Here is a 16277-nt window from a genome sequence, read left to right as displayed (position 1 = left end):
GCGAGAAGGTGTTTCGACGTGACGGCCCTGCGCCGGTGCTTCGTCTGCGCGGCCGACATGCTCGCGCCGAGTCGGCGGCACCTGACCTATCCGGACGGGCATCGGCGTTCGTTCCCGCTCGCCTGCGGCTCCTGCGGCGTCCTGCTCGAACGGGAGGCGGACGCGTCCGGCTGCCGCGCGCATCTGGCCGAGGCGCTCACGGCGCGGACCTTCGTCTGCGACCGGCAAGCGCCCTACGGGCTCGACCTCTACACCCTGCGCATCGCCGCGACCCGGCCCGGGCGCGGCATCCGCCCGCTCGACGCGGAGGGCCGTGCGGCGCTGCTCCATCCCCACGCCGAGCGCGCCGCGCATGCGGAATTGTACGACCTCGACGGGGCAGAGGCGCGCCCCGTCTCCCTCGGGCTGATCTGCCGCCCGGCCGAGCGGGACGCGGTGCTGGCCGGCCTGCCGGGCCAGGCGGGCTGGACCGACGACGTCGCGATCCTGCTCGATGCGCGGGCGGCGGCGCCCGAGGCGGTGATCGTGTCCGGGTTTCGCGAGGGCGCGGTGCGGGTGGCCGCCCGGCCGCTCTCCGGCGATTTCGCCGCCCAGCGCAACGCGCTTCAGGCGCTCGCCCGTCACCCCTGGATGCTGCAACTCGACGCCGACGAGACGCTCGACCCGGCCGCCGGCCGCCTCCTGCCCGCGCTGGCGGCGATGGCGGAGACCGGCGCCGTGCGCTCGATCGGGCTGGCGCGGCGCAACCGCGTCGGGGGCGTCCTCTCCGACGTCTTCCCGGACGTGCAGTACCGACTGAACCGCCGCGCGGTGACCTATGCCGGCCGGGTGCACGAGCGGCCGCAGCTGGCGGGCGGCTGGCCCGAGAGCTTCTTCACCCTGCACGGCGCGATCGAGCATCACCTGAGCCGCGCCCATGTCGAGGCGCGTTCGCGCCGCTACGAGGCGCTGGACCCCGGCCGCGGGCGTCCGGACGAGGAAGAGGCGCTGCTTCGACCCTACCGCGACTAGGTCCGGGTTTCCGGTCGAGGCCTTCGGCGGGCCCAGGACAGCGCCCCGGTGGTTCGGCAACGCCGATCAGTTCCGTCGCGCCGCACCGATCGCGGCCTCGTAGAGCGCCAGAGTCTCTCGCCCGAGGCTCGCCCGGTCGAAGCGTCCGGCCGCCGCCAGGGCGCGGGCGCGGCAGGCGCGGCGCAGGCCGGGATCGACGAGGAGCGGGCGCAGGGCGTCGGCGAGGGCCGGTCCGGTGGCGGTCGCCGCCAGCGGCCCCGCCCCCGGCGCACCGACGAAGGCGCGGGCGCTCGCATCCTCGGCGCAGGCCACCACCGGCCGGCCGTAGGCCATGGCCTCCTGGTAGACGAGGCCGAAGCTCTCGTAGCGCGACGGGGCGAGGACCGCGTGGGCGTCCGTATACGCTCGTGCGAGCGCCGCCGCATCGATCCGGCCGCGGGCGCGGATGCACCGGCGCGCGGCCTCGGGCAGGTCCGGCGGCAGGTCCTCCGACGGCACCCCGACGAGGTCGAGGCGGAAGGGCGGCAGGTCCCCCCGCGCCTGCTCCCCGGCCAGGATCGCGACCGCGCCGAGCAGGGCGTCGAACCCTTTGCGCGCCTCCGCCCGCCCGACGAAGAGCAGCTGCACCGGGGCGTCCTCCCCGGGATAGGAAGCGGCGCGGGCGCTGGTCAGGATCTCCGGCGGCAGGCTGAGGCCGATCACGGCGGAGGGCTGCCGCCCGGAGAGGCGATAGGCCCGCGCGATCACCGCCCCGTGCGCGGCGGTGTTGGCGATGAGTCCGGCGCTGCCGCGCGCCTGCCGGCGCTCCAGCGCGTCGGCGGCGAGGCCGTCGAGGCGGTCGCGGGGCCCGGCGCCGTCTCCGCGGGTGAAGGCGGCCGGGGTCGAGCTGCGCGTCACCAGGGGCAGGTCGCGGCGACCGGCGAGCAGAGCCGCGGGCGCGTACCAGTTCGTCGCCTCGATCACGGCGAAGGGGGCCCGTGCGTGGGCGGCCAGCACCGCCCGCCGGAAGGCGAGGGGGGCGGCCAGATGCCCGATCGCGCCCCACAGGCGCAGGCGCGCCAACCCGCCGCCGGCCGGCAGGGCGAGCCCCTCGACCGCGACCCCGCCGACCTGTTCCCGGCCGCGGCGGTCGAGGGTGAACACGGTCACGTCGGCGCCGGCTTGCGCGAGGCTCTCGGCGATCTCGCGGGCCGCGGTCGAGAGCCCGCTCGGGGCCGGCGGGTAGTCCCAGGCCAGGAGTGCGGTGCGCATCAGGCCGCGAGCAGGCGTCGGTAGATCGCGAGGTAGTCGCGCGCCATGCGCTCGGCGGTGAAGCGCGCCTCGAAGCGGCGCCGCACCTGCCGGCGGTCGAGCCGGTCGATCCGGGCCAGGGCGTCGACCGCCTCGGCCTCGGAGGCGACGACGAAGCCGGTCACCCCGTCCTCGACGATCTCGGGGACCGAACCGCGATTCCAGGCGATCACCGGCGTGCCGCAGGCCATCGCCTCGATCATCACGAGGCCGAAGGGTTCGGGCCAGTCGATCGGGAACAGCAGGGCTCGGGCGCCTCCCACGAGATCCGCCTTCGCCGCGTCGTCGACGGGGCCGAGATAACACGCGTCGGGGCCGAGCAGGGGCCGCACCTTCCGCTCGAAATAATCCGGGTTGCCGACATCGATCGTGCCGCCGAGGCGGATCGGCAGGCCGGCGGCGCGGGCGACGCGGATCGCGGTGTCCGGCCGCTTCTGGTCGGTCATCCGACCGACGAAGGCGACGTGCGCGCCGGGCTCGGCGCGCAGGGTGTAACGGTCCCGGGCGATGCCGTGATGCACGGTGCCCGCGCGGTTCGGGGCCGGAATGCCGGCCTCCTGCGCCGCCGAGATCGCCGCGACCGGCAGGTCGGGGAAGCCGGCGAAGAACAGGGCCCGGTCGAGTTCGTCCACGCGCCAGTGCACCGTGGTCAGGCTGTGGCGACGCCGCGGGCCGAGCAGGGCCGCGTGGGCGAACTCGCCGTGGCAATGCACGATGTCGAACTGGTCGAGGCGCAGGCGCAGCGCCTCCAGCTGCAAGGCGTCGAGCGCCGCCGGAACTCCGGGGGGGACTGACCGGTTGCGACGTTCCAAGGCGGCGAGGCTCGGATGATCGCCGATGCGCGGCAAGTCTGTCGCACTGTCCGAGGGCGCGAACAGCGTTACGTCTATGCCCAAGTTTCGCAGCGCCATGGAAAGATCGTGGACGATCCTCTCGGTGCCGCCATGGTGTTCGGGGGGAGTCGGGAAAATGTTCGGGGCGACCTGTGCGACGCGAATTACCTGTTGCACCTTGACTGATACCTTTCGTCACGGTTCGCTCGTCACGACGAACGCCTGATGTTCGTCCTGCATATCGCTCTTCAAGGCTGCTTGCGCGGCCGTGATGTCGTCTACGGCCTCACCTCCGATACCGGCGGCCATATCCGCTACCTGCTCGATCTGGTCGGGGCGTCGGAGCAGGATGCCCGGGTCGCGCGGATCGTGATGGCGACGCGCCGGTTCGAGGGGCCGCCCGGTCCCGAATACGCCGTGCCCGAAGAGCGGGTCTCCGACAAGGTCGAGCTCGTGCGGCTCGCGAGCGCGTCGCCGGGCTACCGGTCGAAGGAGGAGATGCACGGCGAGGTCGAGAGCTTCGCCGAGAACCTCATCGCCTGGATCGGCCGTCAGACGTCCGCGCCGGACATCGTCCACGCGCATTACGCGGATGCCGCCGCGGTCGCGGCGATCGTCGAGGCGCGGCTCGGCATCCCCTTCGTGTTCACGGCCCATTCCCTCGGGCGGGTGAAGGCGGCCCTGCTCGGCGGCGAGTCCGCGCGCGGGCCGGAACTCGCGCGCCGGATCGCGACCGAGGAGGCGGCGCTGGCGCGGGCGAGCCTGGTGATCGCCTCGTCGCGCGACGAGGCGGAGGTGCAGTATGCCGGCTACAGCGCCTACGATCCCGGCCGCGCCCGCGTGCTGCCGCCGGGCAGCGACCTCGCCCGCTTCGCCGAGAGCCGTCCGCTCCCGCGGGTCGATGCGGCGATCGACCGGTTCCTGCACGATCCGGGCAAGCCCGCGCTGCTGGCGCTCGCCCGTCCCGTGGCGCGCAAGAACCTCGCGGCCCTGGTGCGGGCCTACGGCGAGTGCCCCGAACTGCAGGCGCGCGCCAACCTCGTGATCGTCGCCGGCACCCGCGAGGACATCGACCGGCTCGACGGCGACATGGCCGCGACCCTGCGCGACCTGCTCGTGCTCATCGACCGCTACGACCTCTACGGGCGCGTGGCCTACCCGAAGACGCACCGCCCGGAGGACGTGCCGGCGATCTACGCCTACGCGCGGGAGCGCGGCGGCCTGTTCGTCAACCCGGCCCTCAACGAGCCCTTCGGCCTGACCCTTCTGGAGGCCTCCGCCGCCGGCCTGCCGCTGGTGGCCACCGACAGCGGCGGCCCCAACGACATCGTCGAGACCTGCGGCAACGGGCTGCTGGTCGATCCGCGCGCGCCCGCCTCGATCGCCGCCGCCTGCCTGCACATCCTGACCGAGCCCGCCTTCCGCGCCGCCTGCGTCGCGGGCGGGGCGCGGGCGGCCGCCACCTACGACTGGGACCGGCACGCCGCGCGCTATCACGAACTTCTCGGCGCGCTGCTCGCCCGCAACCCGCCCCTGCGGGCCCCGCGCCAACTGCTGATCTGCGACATCGACAACACGCTGGTGGGCTGCGAATCCGCGCTGGCGACCTTCCGGCGCTGGCGCAGCCGGCAGACCGGGCTGGCCTTCGGCGTCGCCACCGGCCGCTCCTTCCACAGCGCCATGGCGGTGCTGGAGCAGCAGGCGAGCCCGCGGCCGCAGGTGATGATCACCTCGGTCGGTTCGGAGATCTACCATCTCGACGCCAACGGCGTGACCTACACGGCGGACGCCGCGTGGCGCGAGACGGTCTCGAGCGCCTGGGACCGGGAGGCGGTCGGCGCGGCGCTGAGCCGCCTCGACGGGCTCGTGCCGCAGGGTCCCCTCGAGCAGCGCGCGCACAAGCTCAGCTTCTTCGGCGACGCGGAGACCGCCGGCGGGGTCCGCGAGCGCCTCGCGCAGGCGGGTCTCGCGGCGAACGTGATCCACAGCCACGGCCGCTACCTCGACGTGCTGCCGCCCACGGCCTCGAAGGGAACGGCGGTCGATCACGTGCGCGCCCTCTACGGCCTGCCCGAGCGGGCGGTGTTCGTGGCGGGCGATTCCGGCAACGACGTCGAGATGCTGCGCGCCCGCGCGCAGGCGATCATCGTCGCCAACTACTCCGACGGGCTCGCCGCCAACGCGGCGCTCCAGCACTCCTACGTCGCCCGCGCGTCGCATGCCCGCGGCATCATCGAGGGCGTCCTGCATTTTCGCCGGGCGCTGTCCTATGCCTCGTAGGCCGCACCCCCGGGCGCCCGCGTGACCCGCCCTCGACCGCCTTCCGGCGAGGCGACGAGCGTGCTCACCCTGGTCCGTGGCCGGGCCGACCGGCTCCGCAACCTGATGCGCGGCCTCGCCCGCCAGACCGTGCCCCCGCGCGAGTTGGTGATCGCCTGGATGCAGCCGGACCGGGCGCCCGACCTGCCCGATCCCGGCTGCCCGGTGCGCCATCTCCACGTGCCGGGCGAGCCGATGCCGCTCGCCGCCGCGCGCAACCGGGCGGTCGCGGCGGCGGCCGGCGACGTCCTCGTCTTCCTCGACGTCGATTGCATCCCGGGTCCGACCCTGGTGGCGGCCTACGCCGAGGCCGCCGCGGCGGAGCGCGGCCTGTTCCTCGGCGAGGTTCTCTACCTGCCGCCGCAGGCGATCCCCGACGGCACGGAGCCGGAGCCCGCCGCGCTCGACCGCCTCGGCCGCGCCCACCCGGCCCGGCCTCCCGTGCCCGTGGCGGGCCTGCGGCGAGAGCCCGATGCGGGCCAGCTCTGGGGCCTGTCCTTCGCCCTGCCGGCCGAGGCGTGGCACGCGGTCGGCGGCATGGACGAGGCCTATGCCGGCTACGGCGGCGAGGAGACGGATCTCGCCGCCCGCCTCGCGCAATCCGGGCTGCCGACCTTCTGGGTCGCGGGCGCGCGGGCCTACCACCAGCATCACCCGGTCCACGTGCCCCCGCTCCAGCATTTCGACGCGATCCTCGCCAACGCGACCCGCTTCCGCGCGCGGCACGGCCGCTGGTGCATGACCTACTGGCTCGACCAGTTCCGCGCCGCCGGGCTGATCGATTGGGACGCCGACGCCCCCGCGATCCGCCGCCTCCGCCCCCCGAGCGCGCCCGAGATCGCCGCAGCCCTCCGGCCCGACGCCCTGTTCTCCTGAGAGGCCGGTCTTTTCGATGAAAAAACCCATCGCGTTCTTCGTCCATCACCAGGGCCGCGGCCACGCCAACCGCACGATGGCCGTGGCCGCCGAATTCGCCCGCGACCGTCCGGTCTCGGTGCTGACCGCCGGTCCGCACCTGTTCGACGGCGTCTCCCGCGACATCGAGCGCGACATCGAGCGCGACATCGAGATTGTGGCGCTGCCAGACATGATCGGCGCCGCGGTGCCGACCCCGCGCCTCTACGCCGAGCCGACGCCGCCGGTGATGCATTGCGTCCCGCTCGGCCTTTCCGAGATGCGCCGGACCATGCGGGCCATCCTCGACCATCTCGACGAGCGCGCGGTCGGGCTGTTCGTGGTCGACGTCTCGGCCGAGATCGCGCTGCTCGCGCGCATCGCCAGCGTGCCGGCCGTTCAGATCCGGATGCACGGCGACCGCGGCGATCTCGGGCATATCGGCGCCTACGAGGCCTGCGTCGGCATGCTCGCGCCCTTCGACGAGCGGCTGGAGCAGGACGACTACCCGGCGCATCTGCGTCGAAAGACGTTCTACAGCGGCGGCCTGTGCACCAGCATCGACCGGGTGCCCGACCGCGCCGAGGCCCGCGCCCGGCTCGGCCTCGACCCGGCCCGCGAGATCGTCGTCGCCGTCACCGGGGGCGGGGGCAGCGGCACGCCCTACGCGCCGCTGACGGTCGCCGCCCGCGCCGCGCCCGACGCGCTCTGGCTCACCCTCGGACCGACCCACCGCGAGGGCCACGAGACCGATTTCGCCAACCTGCGCGAGCTCGGCTGGGTGCCCTCGGTGACCGACTACCTCGCGGCTGCCGACATCGTCGTCGCCTCGGCCGGCGACAACACCGTGCACGAGGTCGCCCGGGTCGGCGGGCGCCTCATCGTCATGCCGGAATGGCGCTATTTCGGCGAGCAGACCCGCAAAGCCGAGGCGCTGGTCCGCCTCGGCGCCGCGGTCCAGGCGCCGCGATGGCCCGGCGACCTCCAGGGCTGGCGCGACCTCCTCGCCCGCGCCCGCAGCCTCGATGGAAGCGTGCTGCGCAGCCTCTACGCGCCGGACGCGGCCCGGCGCGCGGCCGGCTGGCTCGAAGGGCTGACCGACGAGCTGTGGCAGGGCCGGCCCGCCGCCGAGGCGCCGGCCCCGCTGCGCGTCGTCGCGGCCGGCTGAACGACCCGTCCCCTCCCTCGATCGCCGGAGCCCAGGCACCGCATGTCCACCGTGTCCGTCGTCACCCTGGCCAAGGGGCGATCCGCTCATCTGCGCAACGTCCTGCGCGGGCTGGAGCGCCAGACGCAGAAACCCGCCGAGTTCATCGTCGCCGTGATGCAGGACGCGCCCTACGACCTGCCGGAAGTCGGCTTCCCCGTCCGCCAGATTCCGGTGACGGGCACCGAGCTGCCGCTCGCCGCCGCGCGCAACCGCGGCGTGGCGGCGGCCTCCGGCGCGATGATCGCCTTCCTCGACGTCGACTGCATTCCGACGCCCGACTTCGTGGCGGATTACGCCCGGGGCCTCTCGGAGCTCGACGGCCTGCTGATGGGCGAGGTGCTGCACCTGCCGGAGCGCGCGACGTCGGGCGATTGGGACTATCCCGACCTCGCGGAGGTCGCGGAAAAGCATTCCGACCGGCGCGGCCCGCCCGCCTCGGGGCTCGAGATCTGCACCGATTACCGCTGCTTCTGGTCGCTCAACTTCGCGATCCGCCGGGCGACGTTCGAGGCGGTCGGCGGCTTCGACGAGCGCTACACCGGCTACGGCGGCGAGGACACCGATTTCGGCAAGATCCTCGACCGGCGCGGCATCCCCATCGCCTGGATGAAGGGCGCGCTGGCCTATCACCAGTACCACCCGCACCACATGCCGCCGATCCACCATCTCGACAGCGTGGTGCGCAACGCCGAGCTGTTCGAGGCCAAGTGGGGCTACCGCACCATGGGCCACTGGCTCTACGCCTTCAAGGTGATGGGCCTGATCGACGACACGCCCGACCGGCCGATCCGCATCCTGCGCCGCCCCGACGCCGCGGACCTCGCGCTCACCGGGCAGCAGAGCCACCAGCCCTACACCAACGCCGCCTCCGTCATCCGCTTCCTGGAGGCGAAGGCGCGCGAACGGGACGCGGCGGAACCGGCCCCGGTGCCGGTGACGGTGCCGGTGACCGCGTGAGGATCGCGCTCCTCGCCCATCTGCGTCACCCGATCGCGCCGCCCTTCGCCGGCGGGCTGGAGGCCCATACCTGGCATCTCGCCGAGGGGCTGACGGCGCGCGGCCACGACGTCGTGCTGTTCGCCGCCGGCGACAGCGACGGGCGCTTCGCCGTCGACCCGGTGATCCCCGTGCATCACGAGCGACGTTTCCCGGGGATGGAGCACCGGGGCGATCCGGAGCTGAGGGCGCATGTCGACGCGGGCTATGCCGCCGCTTGCGACCGGATCGCCGCCGGCGGCTTCGACGTGCTGCACAACAACAGCCTGAGCCGGCTGCCGCTGGAGCGCCGCCGCACGGAGGCGGTGCCGACGGTGACCTCGCTGCACGTGCCGCCCTACGACGCCCTGCGCTGGTTCGTGCACGAGAGCGTCACCCCCGGCCACCGCATCACCGCGACCTCGCGGGCGCACGCTCGGGCGTGGTGGCCGGAGGGCGCGCCGCCGCAGGTCTCGGTGCTGCACAACGGCATCGATCCCGCCGCCTGGCCCTTCCGGGAGCAGGGCGACGGCAGCGCCGTCTGGTGCGGGCGCATCGCGCCGGTCAAGGGCACGCACCTCGCTGTTCGCGCGGCCCGGCGGGCGGGCCTGCCGCTGACGTTGTTCGGCCCGATCGAGGAGCCCGCCTACTGGGAGAGCGCGGTCGCCCCGCTCCTCGGCGGCGGGATCCGCTACGGCGGCCATCTCGGCGGCGCGGCGCTGGCGCGCGAGATCGGCCGCGCCTCCGTCTTCCTGTTCACCCCGTGCTGGGACGAGCCGTTCGGGCTGGTGATGGTCGAGGCGATGGCCTGCGGCCTGCCCGTGGCCGGGTTCGCCCGGGGCGCGGCCGAAGAGATCGTCGGCGAGGCCGGCCGTCTCGTTCCCCCCGGGGACGAGGCCGCCCTCGCCCACGCCCTCGATGCGGCGCGGGCGATCCCGCGCGCGGTCCCGCACGGGCGCGTCCTGCGCCTGTTCACCCGCGACCGGTGGCTCGACCGGTGCGAGGCCTTCTACGCCGAGGCCCGCGCCGCCTGACCCGCTCCCCATCCGCGCCGGACCCTCCGGGCGCACCTCTCCCCGCAGCCCGAGCCGAGAATGACCCGACACGACCTCATCGCCGCGCTCTGGCACGGCCGCGATCCCTTCGCCGATCCCCCGGACGGGCTGCGTCCCCTCGACCTGCAGGGCTGGCGCAGCGGGCACCCCTATCTCGCGGAGGCGGTGGAGCAGGTCCGCCCCGCCGTGGTCGTCGAGGTCGGCACGTGGAAGGGAGCGAGCGCGCTCCACATGGCCCGCACCATGGCCGAGCGCGCGATCCCGGGCACGGTGATCGCGGTCGATACCTGGCTCGGCGCCGTCGACCACTGGGCGGACGAGGGCCTGTTCGCCGAACTCGCCACCGAGCACGGCTTCCCGAGCCTCTACCGCACCTTCCTCGCCAACGTCCTGCGCGAGGGGCTGGCCGAGCGGGTGGTGCCGCTGCCGCTCGACTCAGTGAACGCCGCCGCGCTGATGCGCCTGCGCGGGGTCACCGCCGACGTGATCCATCTCGATGCCGGCCACGAGGAGGCATCGGTCGCGGCCGACCTGCGGGCCTGGTGGCCGCTGCTGCGGCCCGGCGGCCTGTTCATCGCCGACGATTACGACCGCCTCGGCGGCCGCTTCCCCGGCGTCACCCGCGCGGTCGATCAGTTCTGTGCGGAATGTGCGGTCGAAGGCCCATGGTCTTTCGACGGGAAATGTAAGTTCAAGAAGCCCGATCGACGATGATCCTTGATCTCGACGAGGCGGAGACCCGCTGCCGCCCGGTCGCCGTCGACGGCCCCCTCGTCGAGGCCGAGCGGATCCGCCTCGGTACCGCCTTTGCCCGATCCCTCGCTGACGCGTGTTCCTGGGCAGATGAAATGCGCTATCCTGCACTCTCCTGCGACTGAGAGGTGAGGCGTCCGCGACATGCATCCCGGTTTCCTGTCGCTGGACGCTTTTCTGGCGCGCAGGGCGGCCGACCGGCGCCTTGCCCGTCTCACGCACGATGTTCCTCTCCCCGAGGCCCGGGGCCTCGAATTCGGGCCGGCGAACAACCCGACGGCCCTGCCGGAGGGGATCCGCGTCGCCTATGTCGATCGCGCCGTCGACGCGCAGGCCGGCCTCGACGAGGCCGTGCCGATCGATCACGCCTGGGCGGGCTCCGGCTCGCTGGCGTCCGTGCTCGGGACGGACGGCCTCGACTTCGCCATCGCCGCGCAGGTCGCGCAGTACGTGCCCAACCTCCTCGGGTGGTTTCGCGGCATCCATGCGGTGCTGCGGCCCGGGGGCGTGCTCAACCTGTCGCTGCCCGACCGGCGCTTCATGTTCGATGCGGGGCGGGCCGACAGCACCATCGCCGAACTGGTCGAGGCCGACCTGCTGGACTACGGCCGGCCGAGCCCGCGCCAGATCTTCGCCCACACCTATCAGGCGCTCGCCATCGAACCCGGCGGGATCTGGGCGGGCGAGGATCCGGCGCGGGCACCGCGATTGTGCGGCGAGGCCGCCCTGGCCCTGGCCTACGAGCACGCCAGGGACACCCACGCCTCGGGCCGCTATCAGGAGTGTCATTGCTGGGTGTTCACGCCCCTGTCCTTCCTCGACCTCGTCGAGGCGGCGGCCCGTCTCGGTCTGTTCCCGTTCGTGCTGAACCGGATCGCCGCGACGGAGCCGGAGCAGTTCGAGTTCTACGTGTCGATGCGGCGCGACGGCGAAACGGATCCGGAGGCGCTGCGCGGCATGCAGGTGGGCGCCGTCGCCCATCTGCGTCAGATCCTCGAGCGGCAGCAGCGGAGGGCAACGCTGCTCGCGACCCGATGAGAGGGCTGACTCGATCGAGATCAGGGCGAAGCCTGTCTCACCCCAGCGAGGCGTGAGGACGGCCCTCCGTCGCGCCAGCGATGACGAACCTCGCCGAAGCACGAAATCGGAATGGCGCCGCGAGGGGCGGGATTCCGTATGGATTGCCATTGACTGGTTCGACCCGAGCGAACGCACCAGGAGCAAGCATTTCCGACGCTGCGCATTCTTAGACAGCGAGTTTCTATCTAGGCTGCCCCGCCCGAATGGGCCACGGCTCCGGTACTCCCACGACGTTTAGCCCGAGGAGCGGGCGCGGAGATTTTCAGGCGCTCCCCGGCCGGAGTTGCTTGCCGGGGAGCGCTTGCACCCGGTCCCGCTCGGCCTGGACCGCTTCCGGCAGCCGAGATCTCAGCGGGTCCGGTCAGCGGTCCAGCACGGCCCGCTCGTTCTTGGCCACGAGCGTGCGGAAATGAGGCGTCAGCTCGCTCTCGGACAGCGCGAAAGCCTGCGCGAATTGCAGGATCAGCCGCTCCTCGCCGGGCTCGGCCTCGCCGTCCGCCATCGCGCTGTCGATCATGTTCAGGACGATGCAGAGCCGCTGATCCGGCCGCAGCCGGGGCGCCGCATCGGCGAGGAACTGGGCCGGCTGGGTGGCGCGGGTGTAGCGCAGGACCGCGTCGAGCTGCGAGCGCGTCGCGTTTCGTCCCAGGACCGAGATCAGGTGGCCGATCTCCTCGGGGTCGATCTCGCCGTCGGAGGCCATGCAGTAGATCAGCGAGGCGGCCAGGCAGTTCCGCGGCGTGAGGTCGAGGGACGCTTGCGGCTTGAACATGTTGAACATCGGCGGACCTCTCCAGGCGTTGCGGGCTCCTCGTTGCGGCGGCGAGGATGATGGCCCCACCTACGCGCTTCGTGCATCGGAATGACGACAGCGCGGTCCTTGTCGGGTCACCCCGTGCCGAGGGACCGGCCGCTCACCAGCGCGGAGAGGCCGGCTGCGTTCCGCGCGGCCCGCAGCGCCGCCGCGTTCTCCGGGTCCCGCAGCTGGCGCGCGACGCGGGCCAGGGCGTTCAGGGGCTCGCCGCCGCTCTCCGTCGGCAGCAGCAGCAGGAACACGAGGTCGACCGGCCGCTCGTCGACCGCCTCGAAGTCGAGGGGCTCGCGCAGGCGCGCCAGGAGGCCGTAGGGCCGCCGGACGGCGTCCAGGCGCGCATGCGGCAGGGCCACGCCCGCACCGATCCCGGTGGAGCCGAGCCCCTCGCGCCGGACGAGGGCCGCGAGGATCTCGCCGGCGTCGAGGTCGAGCGCCCGCGCCGCGCGCCGGGCCAGGTCGTCGAGGAGGGCGGCCTTGCCGGAGGCGCGCAGGTCGGGGATCACGCTGTCCGGGGCGAGGAGGTCGTCGAGGGTCATCGCGCCGTCCGGCCTCCGGCGGCCCTCGGGGCCGGCGTCACGGCTTCGGCACCGGCACGGCCGTCCCGGGCGTGGGGGCCGGTTCGTCGTCGGGCGCCCGCAGGCGGTAGCCGACGCCGGTCTCGGTGAGGAGGATGCGCGGGCGCTCGGGATCGACCTCCAGCTTCTGCCTGAGCTGGCGCATGTAGACCCGCAGGTACTGGGGGTCCGACGAGACCGAGACCGCCTGCATCAGCTGGGCGTGGGTCAGCACCTTGCCGGCATGCATCACCAGGACCCGCAAGAAGTCGTACTCGCGCGGGGTGAGCTTCACCTCGGCGCCGTCGATCCGCACGATGCGCCGGACGAGATCGACCGAGAGGCGGTCGACCCGGAAGACCGGGCGCTCGCCCTGGACCGCGAGCTGGTGCCGCAGGGCCGCCCGCAGGCGGGCGAGCAGCTCCGCCATGCCGAAGGGCTTGGTGACGTAGTCGTCGGCGCCGAGATCGAGCGCCTCGACCTTGCCGCCCTCGTCGTCTCGGCTCGACAGCACCACCACGGGCAGGCCGGGATGGCGCGCGCGGATCGCGCGCAGCAGGTCGTGGCCGCGCATGTCGGGCAGGCCGAGATCGAGGATGATCAGATCGACCCTGTCCCGCCCCAGCACCGCCTGCGCCGCGGCGGCGCTGCCCGCCTCCAGGATGGCGTAGCCCTGCGTCGCGAGCCCCGTGCGCAGGAGCCGGCGGATCGGCGGCTCGTCGTCGATGACCAGGATGGTCGGGCTCATAAAATCGGGCTCATGCGGCGATGTCCCTCGCGGTCCCGGCCGGAACCGGCAGGGTGACGGTGAAGCAGGCCCCGCTCCGGTCGCGGCGGTTGGCGGCGGTGACGCGCCCGCCCATCGCCTCGACGAAGCCGCGGGCGATGGCGAGGCCGAGCCCCGTGCCGGCGCGGACCCGGTCGCCCTTGCGCACCCGGTAGAACTTGTCGAACACGCGCTCGGCCTCCCCCTCGGGCAGCCCGGCCCCCTCGTCCAGCACCTCGATGCGGACCGACGCGCCGTCGCGGCGGGCGCGGACGGTCACCAAAGTGTCCTCAGGGGCGTATTTGGCGGCGTTGTCGAGCAGGTTGACGAGCACCTGCTCGAACAGGACCGGATCGAGCCTCAGGGTCGGCAGGTCGGGCGCGACCTCCACCGCGACCCGGTGACCCGCGAGCACCGCCTCGACCCGGCGCAGGGCCGTGTCGACGGTCTCGGACACGTCCTGGGGCACGCGGTTCGGCGTCACGGCGCCGGCCTCCAGGCGGGTCATGTCGAGGAGGTTGGCGATGAAGCGGTTCAACCGCTCCGATTCCTCGATGATGGTCGCGAGCAGGTCCGCCTTGGCCTCGGGCGGGAGCGCCGCGTCGAGGTCGCGCAGGGTGCTGGCCGCGCCGAGCACGGAGGCGAGCGGCGTGCGCAGGTCGTGGCTGATCGAGGTCAGGAGCGCCCGCGCCAGCCGGTCGGTCTCGGCGGCGCGCTCGGCCCGGTCGAGGTCCTCCACCAGCCGCACGCGCTCGATGGCGAGCGCGCCCATGTCGGCGAGGGCGTCGAGGAGGCGGCGCCCCTCCGGCGTCAGGATCGGCCCGGTGCCGTCGGCGTCGAGGCCGATCACGCCGAGGGTGCCGCGGCCGGTGCGCATCGGCAGGAACAGGCGGCGGGCGCCGGGCAGCGTGTCGGCGCCGCGCCCGGCTGGGCGGTCGTTGTCGAAGGCCCACTGGGCGGCGGCGCGGTCGGCCTCCTCCAGCCGGTCCTCGGGCGGGTAGCCGGCCCGCACGGTGACGGCTCCCTCCTCGGGCAGGAGCAGCACGACCCGGACCTTCAGCATGGCCGCGACCTGGGCGGAGGTGGCCCAGAGCACGTCGTCGAGGGTGCCGCAGCCGGAGAGCTTGCGGGAGAAGCCGTAGAGCCGCTCGGTCGCCCGCGCCCGGCCCTGGCTGACGAGGGCGAACCGGCGCACCCGCGCGGCGAGGTTCGAGACGACGACCGCCACCACGGTGAAGAGGAGGAAGGCCGCGACGTTGGTCGGGTCGGCGATGGTCAGGGTGTAGACCGGCGGCAGGAAGAAGAAGTTGTAGGCGAGCGAGGCCGCCACGACCGCCGCGAGCGAGGGACCGAGGCCGAAGCGGACCGCCACCGCCACCACCGCCGTCAGCAGGATCAGGTCGGCGTTCTCGACGCCGGTATAGGGCTGGAGCAGGAGGGCGAGGCCGAGCCCCGCCGCCGTCGCGGCGAGCGAGAGGGCGTAGGCGCTGAAATCGACCCTTGCGGGCGGCGCGAGGGTGGCCACCGGGCGGCGGGGCGCCGTCTCGGCCGGTACGGCGGCGCCCGGCACCACGTGCACGCTGATGTCGCCGCAGCGCCGCACGAGGTCGTGCACCACCGAGCCGTTCAGGAGCTCGAAGGCCCAGGAGCGCGTCGCCTTGCCGACGACGATGTGGTTCACGTTGGCGGAACGGGCATAGGCGAGGATGTCGTCGGCGATGCGCCGCCCGCCCGGCAGGGTGACGGCGTCGCCCCCGAGCCGGTCGGCCAGCCGCAGGGCCTCGGCGATCCGGTCGCGCTGCGCCTCGCCGAGCGACGCCGCCCGCGGCCCCTCGATGAAAAGCGCCGTCCAGGGCGCGTGCAGCCGGTCGGCGAGACGCTTGGCGTAGCGCACCAGGCCGCCGGAGCGCGGATCCTCGCTGACGCAGACCAGCACCCGCTCGCCCGCCGCCCAGGGGCCGGGGATGGCGTTCGCCCGCATGTGGCTCAGGAGCTCGTCGTCGACCCGGTCGGCGGTGCGGCGGAGCGCCAGTTCGCGCAGCGCCGTGAGGTTGCCGCGGGAAAAGTAGTGCCGGAGCGCCCGCTCGGCGTTCGAGGGCACGTAGACCTTGCCCGCCTTCAGGCGCTCGATCAGGTCGTCGGGGTTGAGGTCGACCACCTCGATGTCGTCGGCCCGGTCGAGGACGCCGTCCGGCACCGTCTCGCGCACCCGGATGCGGGTGATCGAGGCGACCACGTCGTTGAGGCTCTCGACGTGCTGGATGTTGAGCGTCGTCAGCACGTCGATGCCGGCCTCGAGCAGTTCCTCGACGTCCTGATAGCGCTTCGGGTGGCGCGAGCCCGGCGCGTTGGTGTGGGCGAGTTCGTCCACGAGCGCGAGGTCCGGCCGGCGAACGAGCAGCGCGTCGAGGTCCATCTCCTCCAGCACCGTGCCGTGATAGGGCACGGCGCGGCGCGGGACGACCTCGAAGCCGTCGAGCAGCGCCTCGGTCTCGGCCCGGCCATGGGTCTCGACCACGCCGACCACCACGTCGGCGCCGGCCTTGAGCCGCGCGCGGCCGACGGTGAGCATCTCGTAGGTCTTGCCGACGCCGGGCGCGGCCCCGAGGAAGAGCTTGAGCCGGCCGCGCGTCCGCTCCTCCCGGCGCGCCGCGTCGAGCAGCGCGTCGGGCGAGGGGCGGTTCGGGTCGCGGCCAGTCTCGCTCATGCGCCTTTCTCGGTCA

15 protein-coding genes are annotated in these 16277 nt (G+C 73.6%); 9 read left to right on the top strand and 6 right to left on the bottom strand.

Features of this window, described 5'->3' with window-relative positions:
• Positions 1-27: 27 nt before the first annotated feature.
• The gene (locus tag ABS772_RS20360; protein WP_350396582.1) at positions 28-1011 is read left to right on the top strand and encodes a glycosyltransferase family protein; all 984 of its coding nucleotides are present in this window, start codon (positions 28-30) and stop codon (positions 1009-1011) included.
• A 66-nt stretch (positions 1012-1077) separates the two neighbouring features.
• Here the strand turns inward: ABS772_RS20360 and ABS772_RS20355 are convergent, their stop codons facing one another.
• Together ABS772_RS20355 and ABS772_RS20350 are read right to left on the bottom strand one after the other, a co-directional pair.
• Positions 1078-2262: a glycosyltransferase family 4 protein gene (locus ABS772_RS20355; RefSeq protein ID WP_350396555.1), complete on the bottom strand. Its 1185-nt coding sequence runs from the start codon at positions 2260-2262 to the stop codon at positions 1078-1080.
• Entirely contained in the window at positions 2262-3311 is a 1050-nt protein-coding gene (locus ABS772_RS20350; protein WP_350396554.1) for a glycosyltransferase family 4 protein, read from the bottom strand. The genes ABS772_RS20355 and ABS772_RS20350 overlap by 1 nt, the downstream gene beginning before the upstream one ends.
• Positions 3312-3359: 48 nt before the next feature.
• Between ABS772_RS20350 and ABS772_RS20345 the strand changes: the two genes are divergently transcribed.
• Genes ABS772_RS20345 through ABS772_RS20310 form a run of 8 tightly spaced genes read left to right on the top strand, consistent with a single transcriptional unit; the run spans position 3360 to position 11378 of the window.
• Positions 3360-5414, top strand: a complete 2055-nt coding sequence (locus ABS772_RS20345; RefSeq protein ID WP_350396552.1) for an HAD-IIB family hydrolase — start codon at positions 3360-3362, stop codon at positions 5412-5414.
• 60 nt (positions 5415-5474) lie between these two features.
• On the top strand, positions 5475-6329 hold the full coding sequence (locus ABS772_RS20340) for a glycosyltransferase family 2 protein (protein WP_350396551.1): 855 nt from the start codon (positions 5475-5477) through the stop codon (positions 6327-6329).
• Between the two features lie 16 nt (positions 6330-6345).
• On the top strand, positions 6346-7515 hold the full coding sequence (locus ABS772_RS20335) for a glycosyltransferase (RefSeq protein WP_350396550.1): 1170 nt from the start codon (positions 6346-6348) through the stop codon (positions 7513-7515).
• A 42-nt stretch (positions 7516-7557) separates the two neighbouring features.
• Complete coding sequence (locus tag ABS772_RS20330; RefSeq protein ID WP_350396549.1) at positions 7558-8514, top strand: glycosyltransferase family 2 protein; 957 nt, start codon at positions 7558-7560, stop codon at positions 8512-8514.
• Positions 8511-9566, top strand: a complete 1056-nt coding sequence (locus tag ABS772_RS20325) for a glycosyltransferase (RefSeq protein WP_350396548.1) — start codon at positions 8511-8513, stop codon at positions 9564-9566. Before ABS772_RS20330 ends, ABS772_RS20325 begins: the two co-directional genes overlap by 4 nt.
• A gap of 60 nt (positions 9567-9626) precedes the next feature.
• Positions 9627-10301, top strand: coding sequence for a class I SAM-dependent methyltransferase (locus ABS772_RS20320; RefSeq protein ID WP_238255705.1), 675 nt, complete (start codon positions 9627-9629; stop codon positions 10299-10301).
• Positions 10298-10465 (top strand): hypothetical protein, encoded by a 168-nt coding sequence (locus ABS772_RS20315; RefSeq protein WP_350396547.1) that lies wholly within the window; start codon positions 10298-10300, stop codon positions 10463-10465. The genes ABS772_RS20320 and ABS772_RS20315 overlap by 4 nt, the downstream gene beginning before the upstream one ends.
• Before the next feature lie 19 nt (positions 10466-10484).
• Positions 10485-11378, top strand: a complete 894-nt coding sequence (locus ABS772_RS20310) for a methyltransferase domain-containing protein (protein ID WP_350396546.1) — start codon at positions 10485-10487, stop codon at positions 11376-11378.
• Positions 11379-11781: 403 nt separating this feature from the next.
• Here the strand turns inward: ABS772_RS20310 and ABS772_RS20305 are convergent, their stop codons facing one another.
• The 4 genes from ABS772_RS20305 to ABS772_RS20290 all read right to left on the bottom strand — a co-directional run bounded on the left by ABS772_RS20305 (position 11782) and on the right by ABS772_RS20290 (position 16261).
• Positions 11782-12201 (bottom strand): tellurite resistance TerB family protein, encoded by a 420-nt coding sequence (locus ABS772_RS20305; protein ID WP_350396545.1) that lies wholly within the window; start codon positions 12199-12201, stop codon positions 11782-11784.
• A 107-nt stretch (positions 12202-12308) separates the two neighbouring features.
• A complete protein-coding gene (locus ABS772_RS20300) occupies positions 12309-12770 on the bottom strand; it encodes a PTS sugar transporter subunit IIA (protein ID WP_350396544.1) in 462 nt (153 codons plus the stop codon).
• 37 nt (positions 12771-12807) lie between these two features.
• Complete coding sequence (locus ABS772_RS20295; RefSeq protein ID WP_238255700.1) at positions 12808-13536, bottom strand: response regulator; 729 nt, start codon at positions 13534-13536, stop codon at positions 12808-12810.
• A 10-nt stretch (positions 13537-13546) separates the two neighbouring features.
• Complete coding sequence (locus ABS772_RS20290) at positions 13547-16261, bottom strand: sensor histidine kinase KdpD (RefSeq protein WP_350396542.1); 2715 nt, start codon at positions 16259-16261, stop codon at positions 13547-13549.
• Between the last annotated feature and the right edge of the window lie 16 nt (positions 16262-16277).

This window comes from Methylorubrum podarium (assembly GCF_040270385.1).
GTDB lineage: Bacteria > Pseudomonadota > Alphaproteobacteria > Rhizobiales > Beijerinckiaceae > Methylobacterium > Methylobacterium podarium.
This window is presented reverse-complemented; position numbering and strand designations above follow the sequence as displayed.

Excerpts from the sequence above, each read along its gene's own strand:
- ABS772_RS20355 (WP_350396555.1), bottom strand. The coding sequence starts at position 2,262 with ATGCGCACCGCACTCCTGGCCTGGGACTACCCGCCGGCCCCGAGCGGG.
- ABS772_RS20345 (WP_350396552.1), top strand. The coding sequence starts at position 3,360 with ATGTTCGTCCTGCATATCGCTCTTCAAGGCTGCTTGCGCGGCCGTGAT.
- ABS772_RS20335 (WP_350396550.1), top strand. The coding sequence starts at position 6,346 with ATGAAAAAACCCATCGCGTTCTTCGTCCATCACCAGGGCCGCGGCCAC.
- ABS772_RS20330 (WP_350396549.1), top strand. The coding sequence starts at position 7,558 with ATGTCCACCGTGTCCGTCGTCACCCTGGCCAAGGGGCGATCCGCTCAT.
- ABS772_RS20320 (WP_238255705.1), top strand. The coding sequence starts at position 9,627 with ATGACCCGACACGACCTCATCGCCGCGCTCTGGCACGGCCGCGATCCC.
- ABS772_RS20315 (WP_350396547.1), top strand. The coding sequence starts at position 10,298 with ATGATCCTTGATCTCGACGAGGCGGAGACCCGCTGCCGCCCGGTCGCC.
- ABS772_RS20310 (WP_350396546.1), top strand. The coding sequence starts at position 10,485 with ATGCATCCCGGTTTCCTGTCGCTGGACGCTTTTCTGGCGCGCAGGGCG.
- ABS772_RS20305 (WP_350396545.1), bottom strand. The coding sequence starts at position 12,201 with ATGTTCAACATGTTCAAGCCGCAAGCGTCCCTCGACCTCACGCCGCGG.
- ABS772_RS20300 (WP_350396544.1), bottom strand. The coding sequence starts at position 12,770 with ATGACCCTCGACGACCTCCTCGCCCCGGACAGCGTGATCCCCGACCTG.
- ABS772_RS20295 (WP_238255700.1), bottom strand. The coding sequence starts at position 13,536 with ATGAGCCCGACCATCCTGGTCATCGACGACGAGCCGCCGATCCGCCGG.
- ABS772_RS20290 (WP_350396542.1), bottom strand. The coding sequence starts at position 16,261 with ATGAGCGAGACTGGCCGCGACCCGAACCGCCCCTCGCCCGACGCGCTG.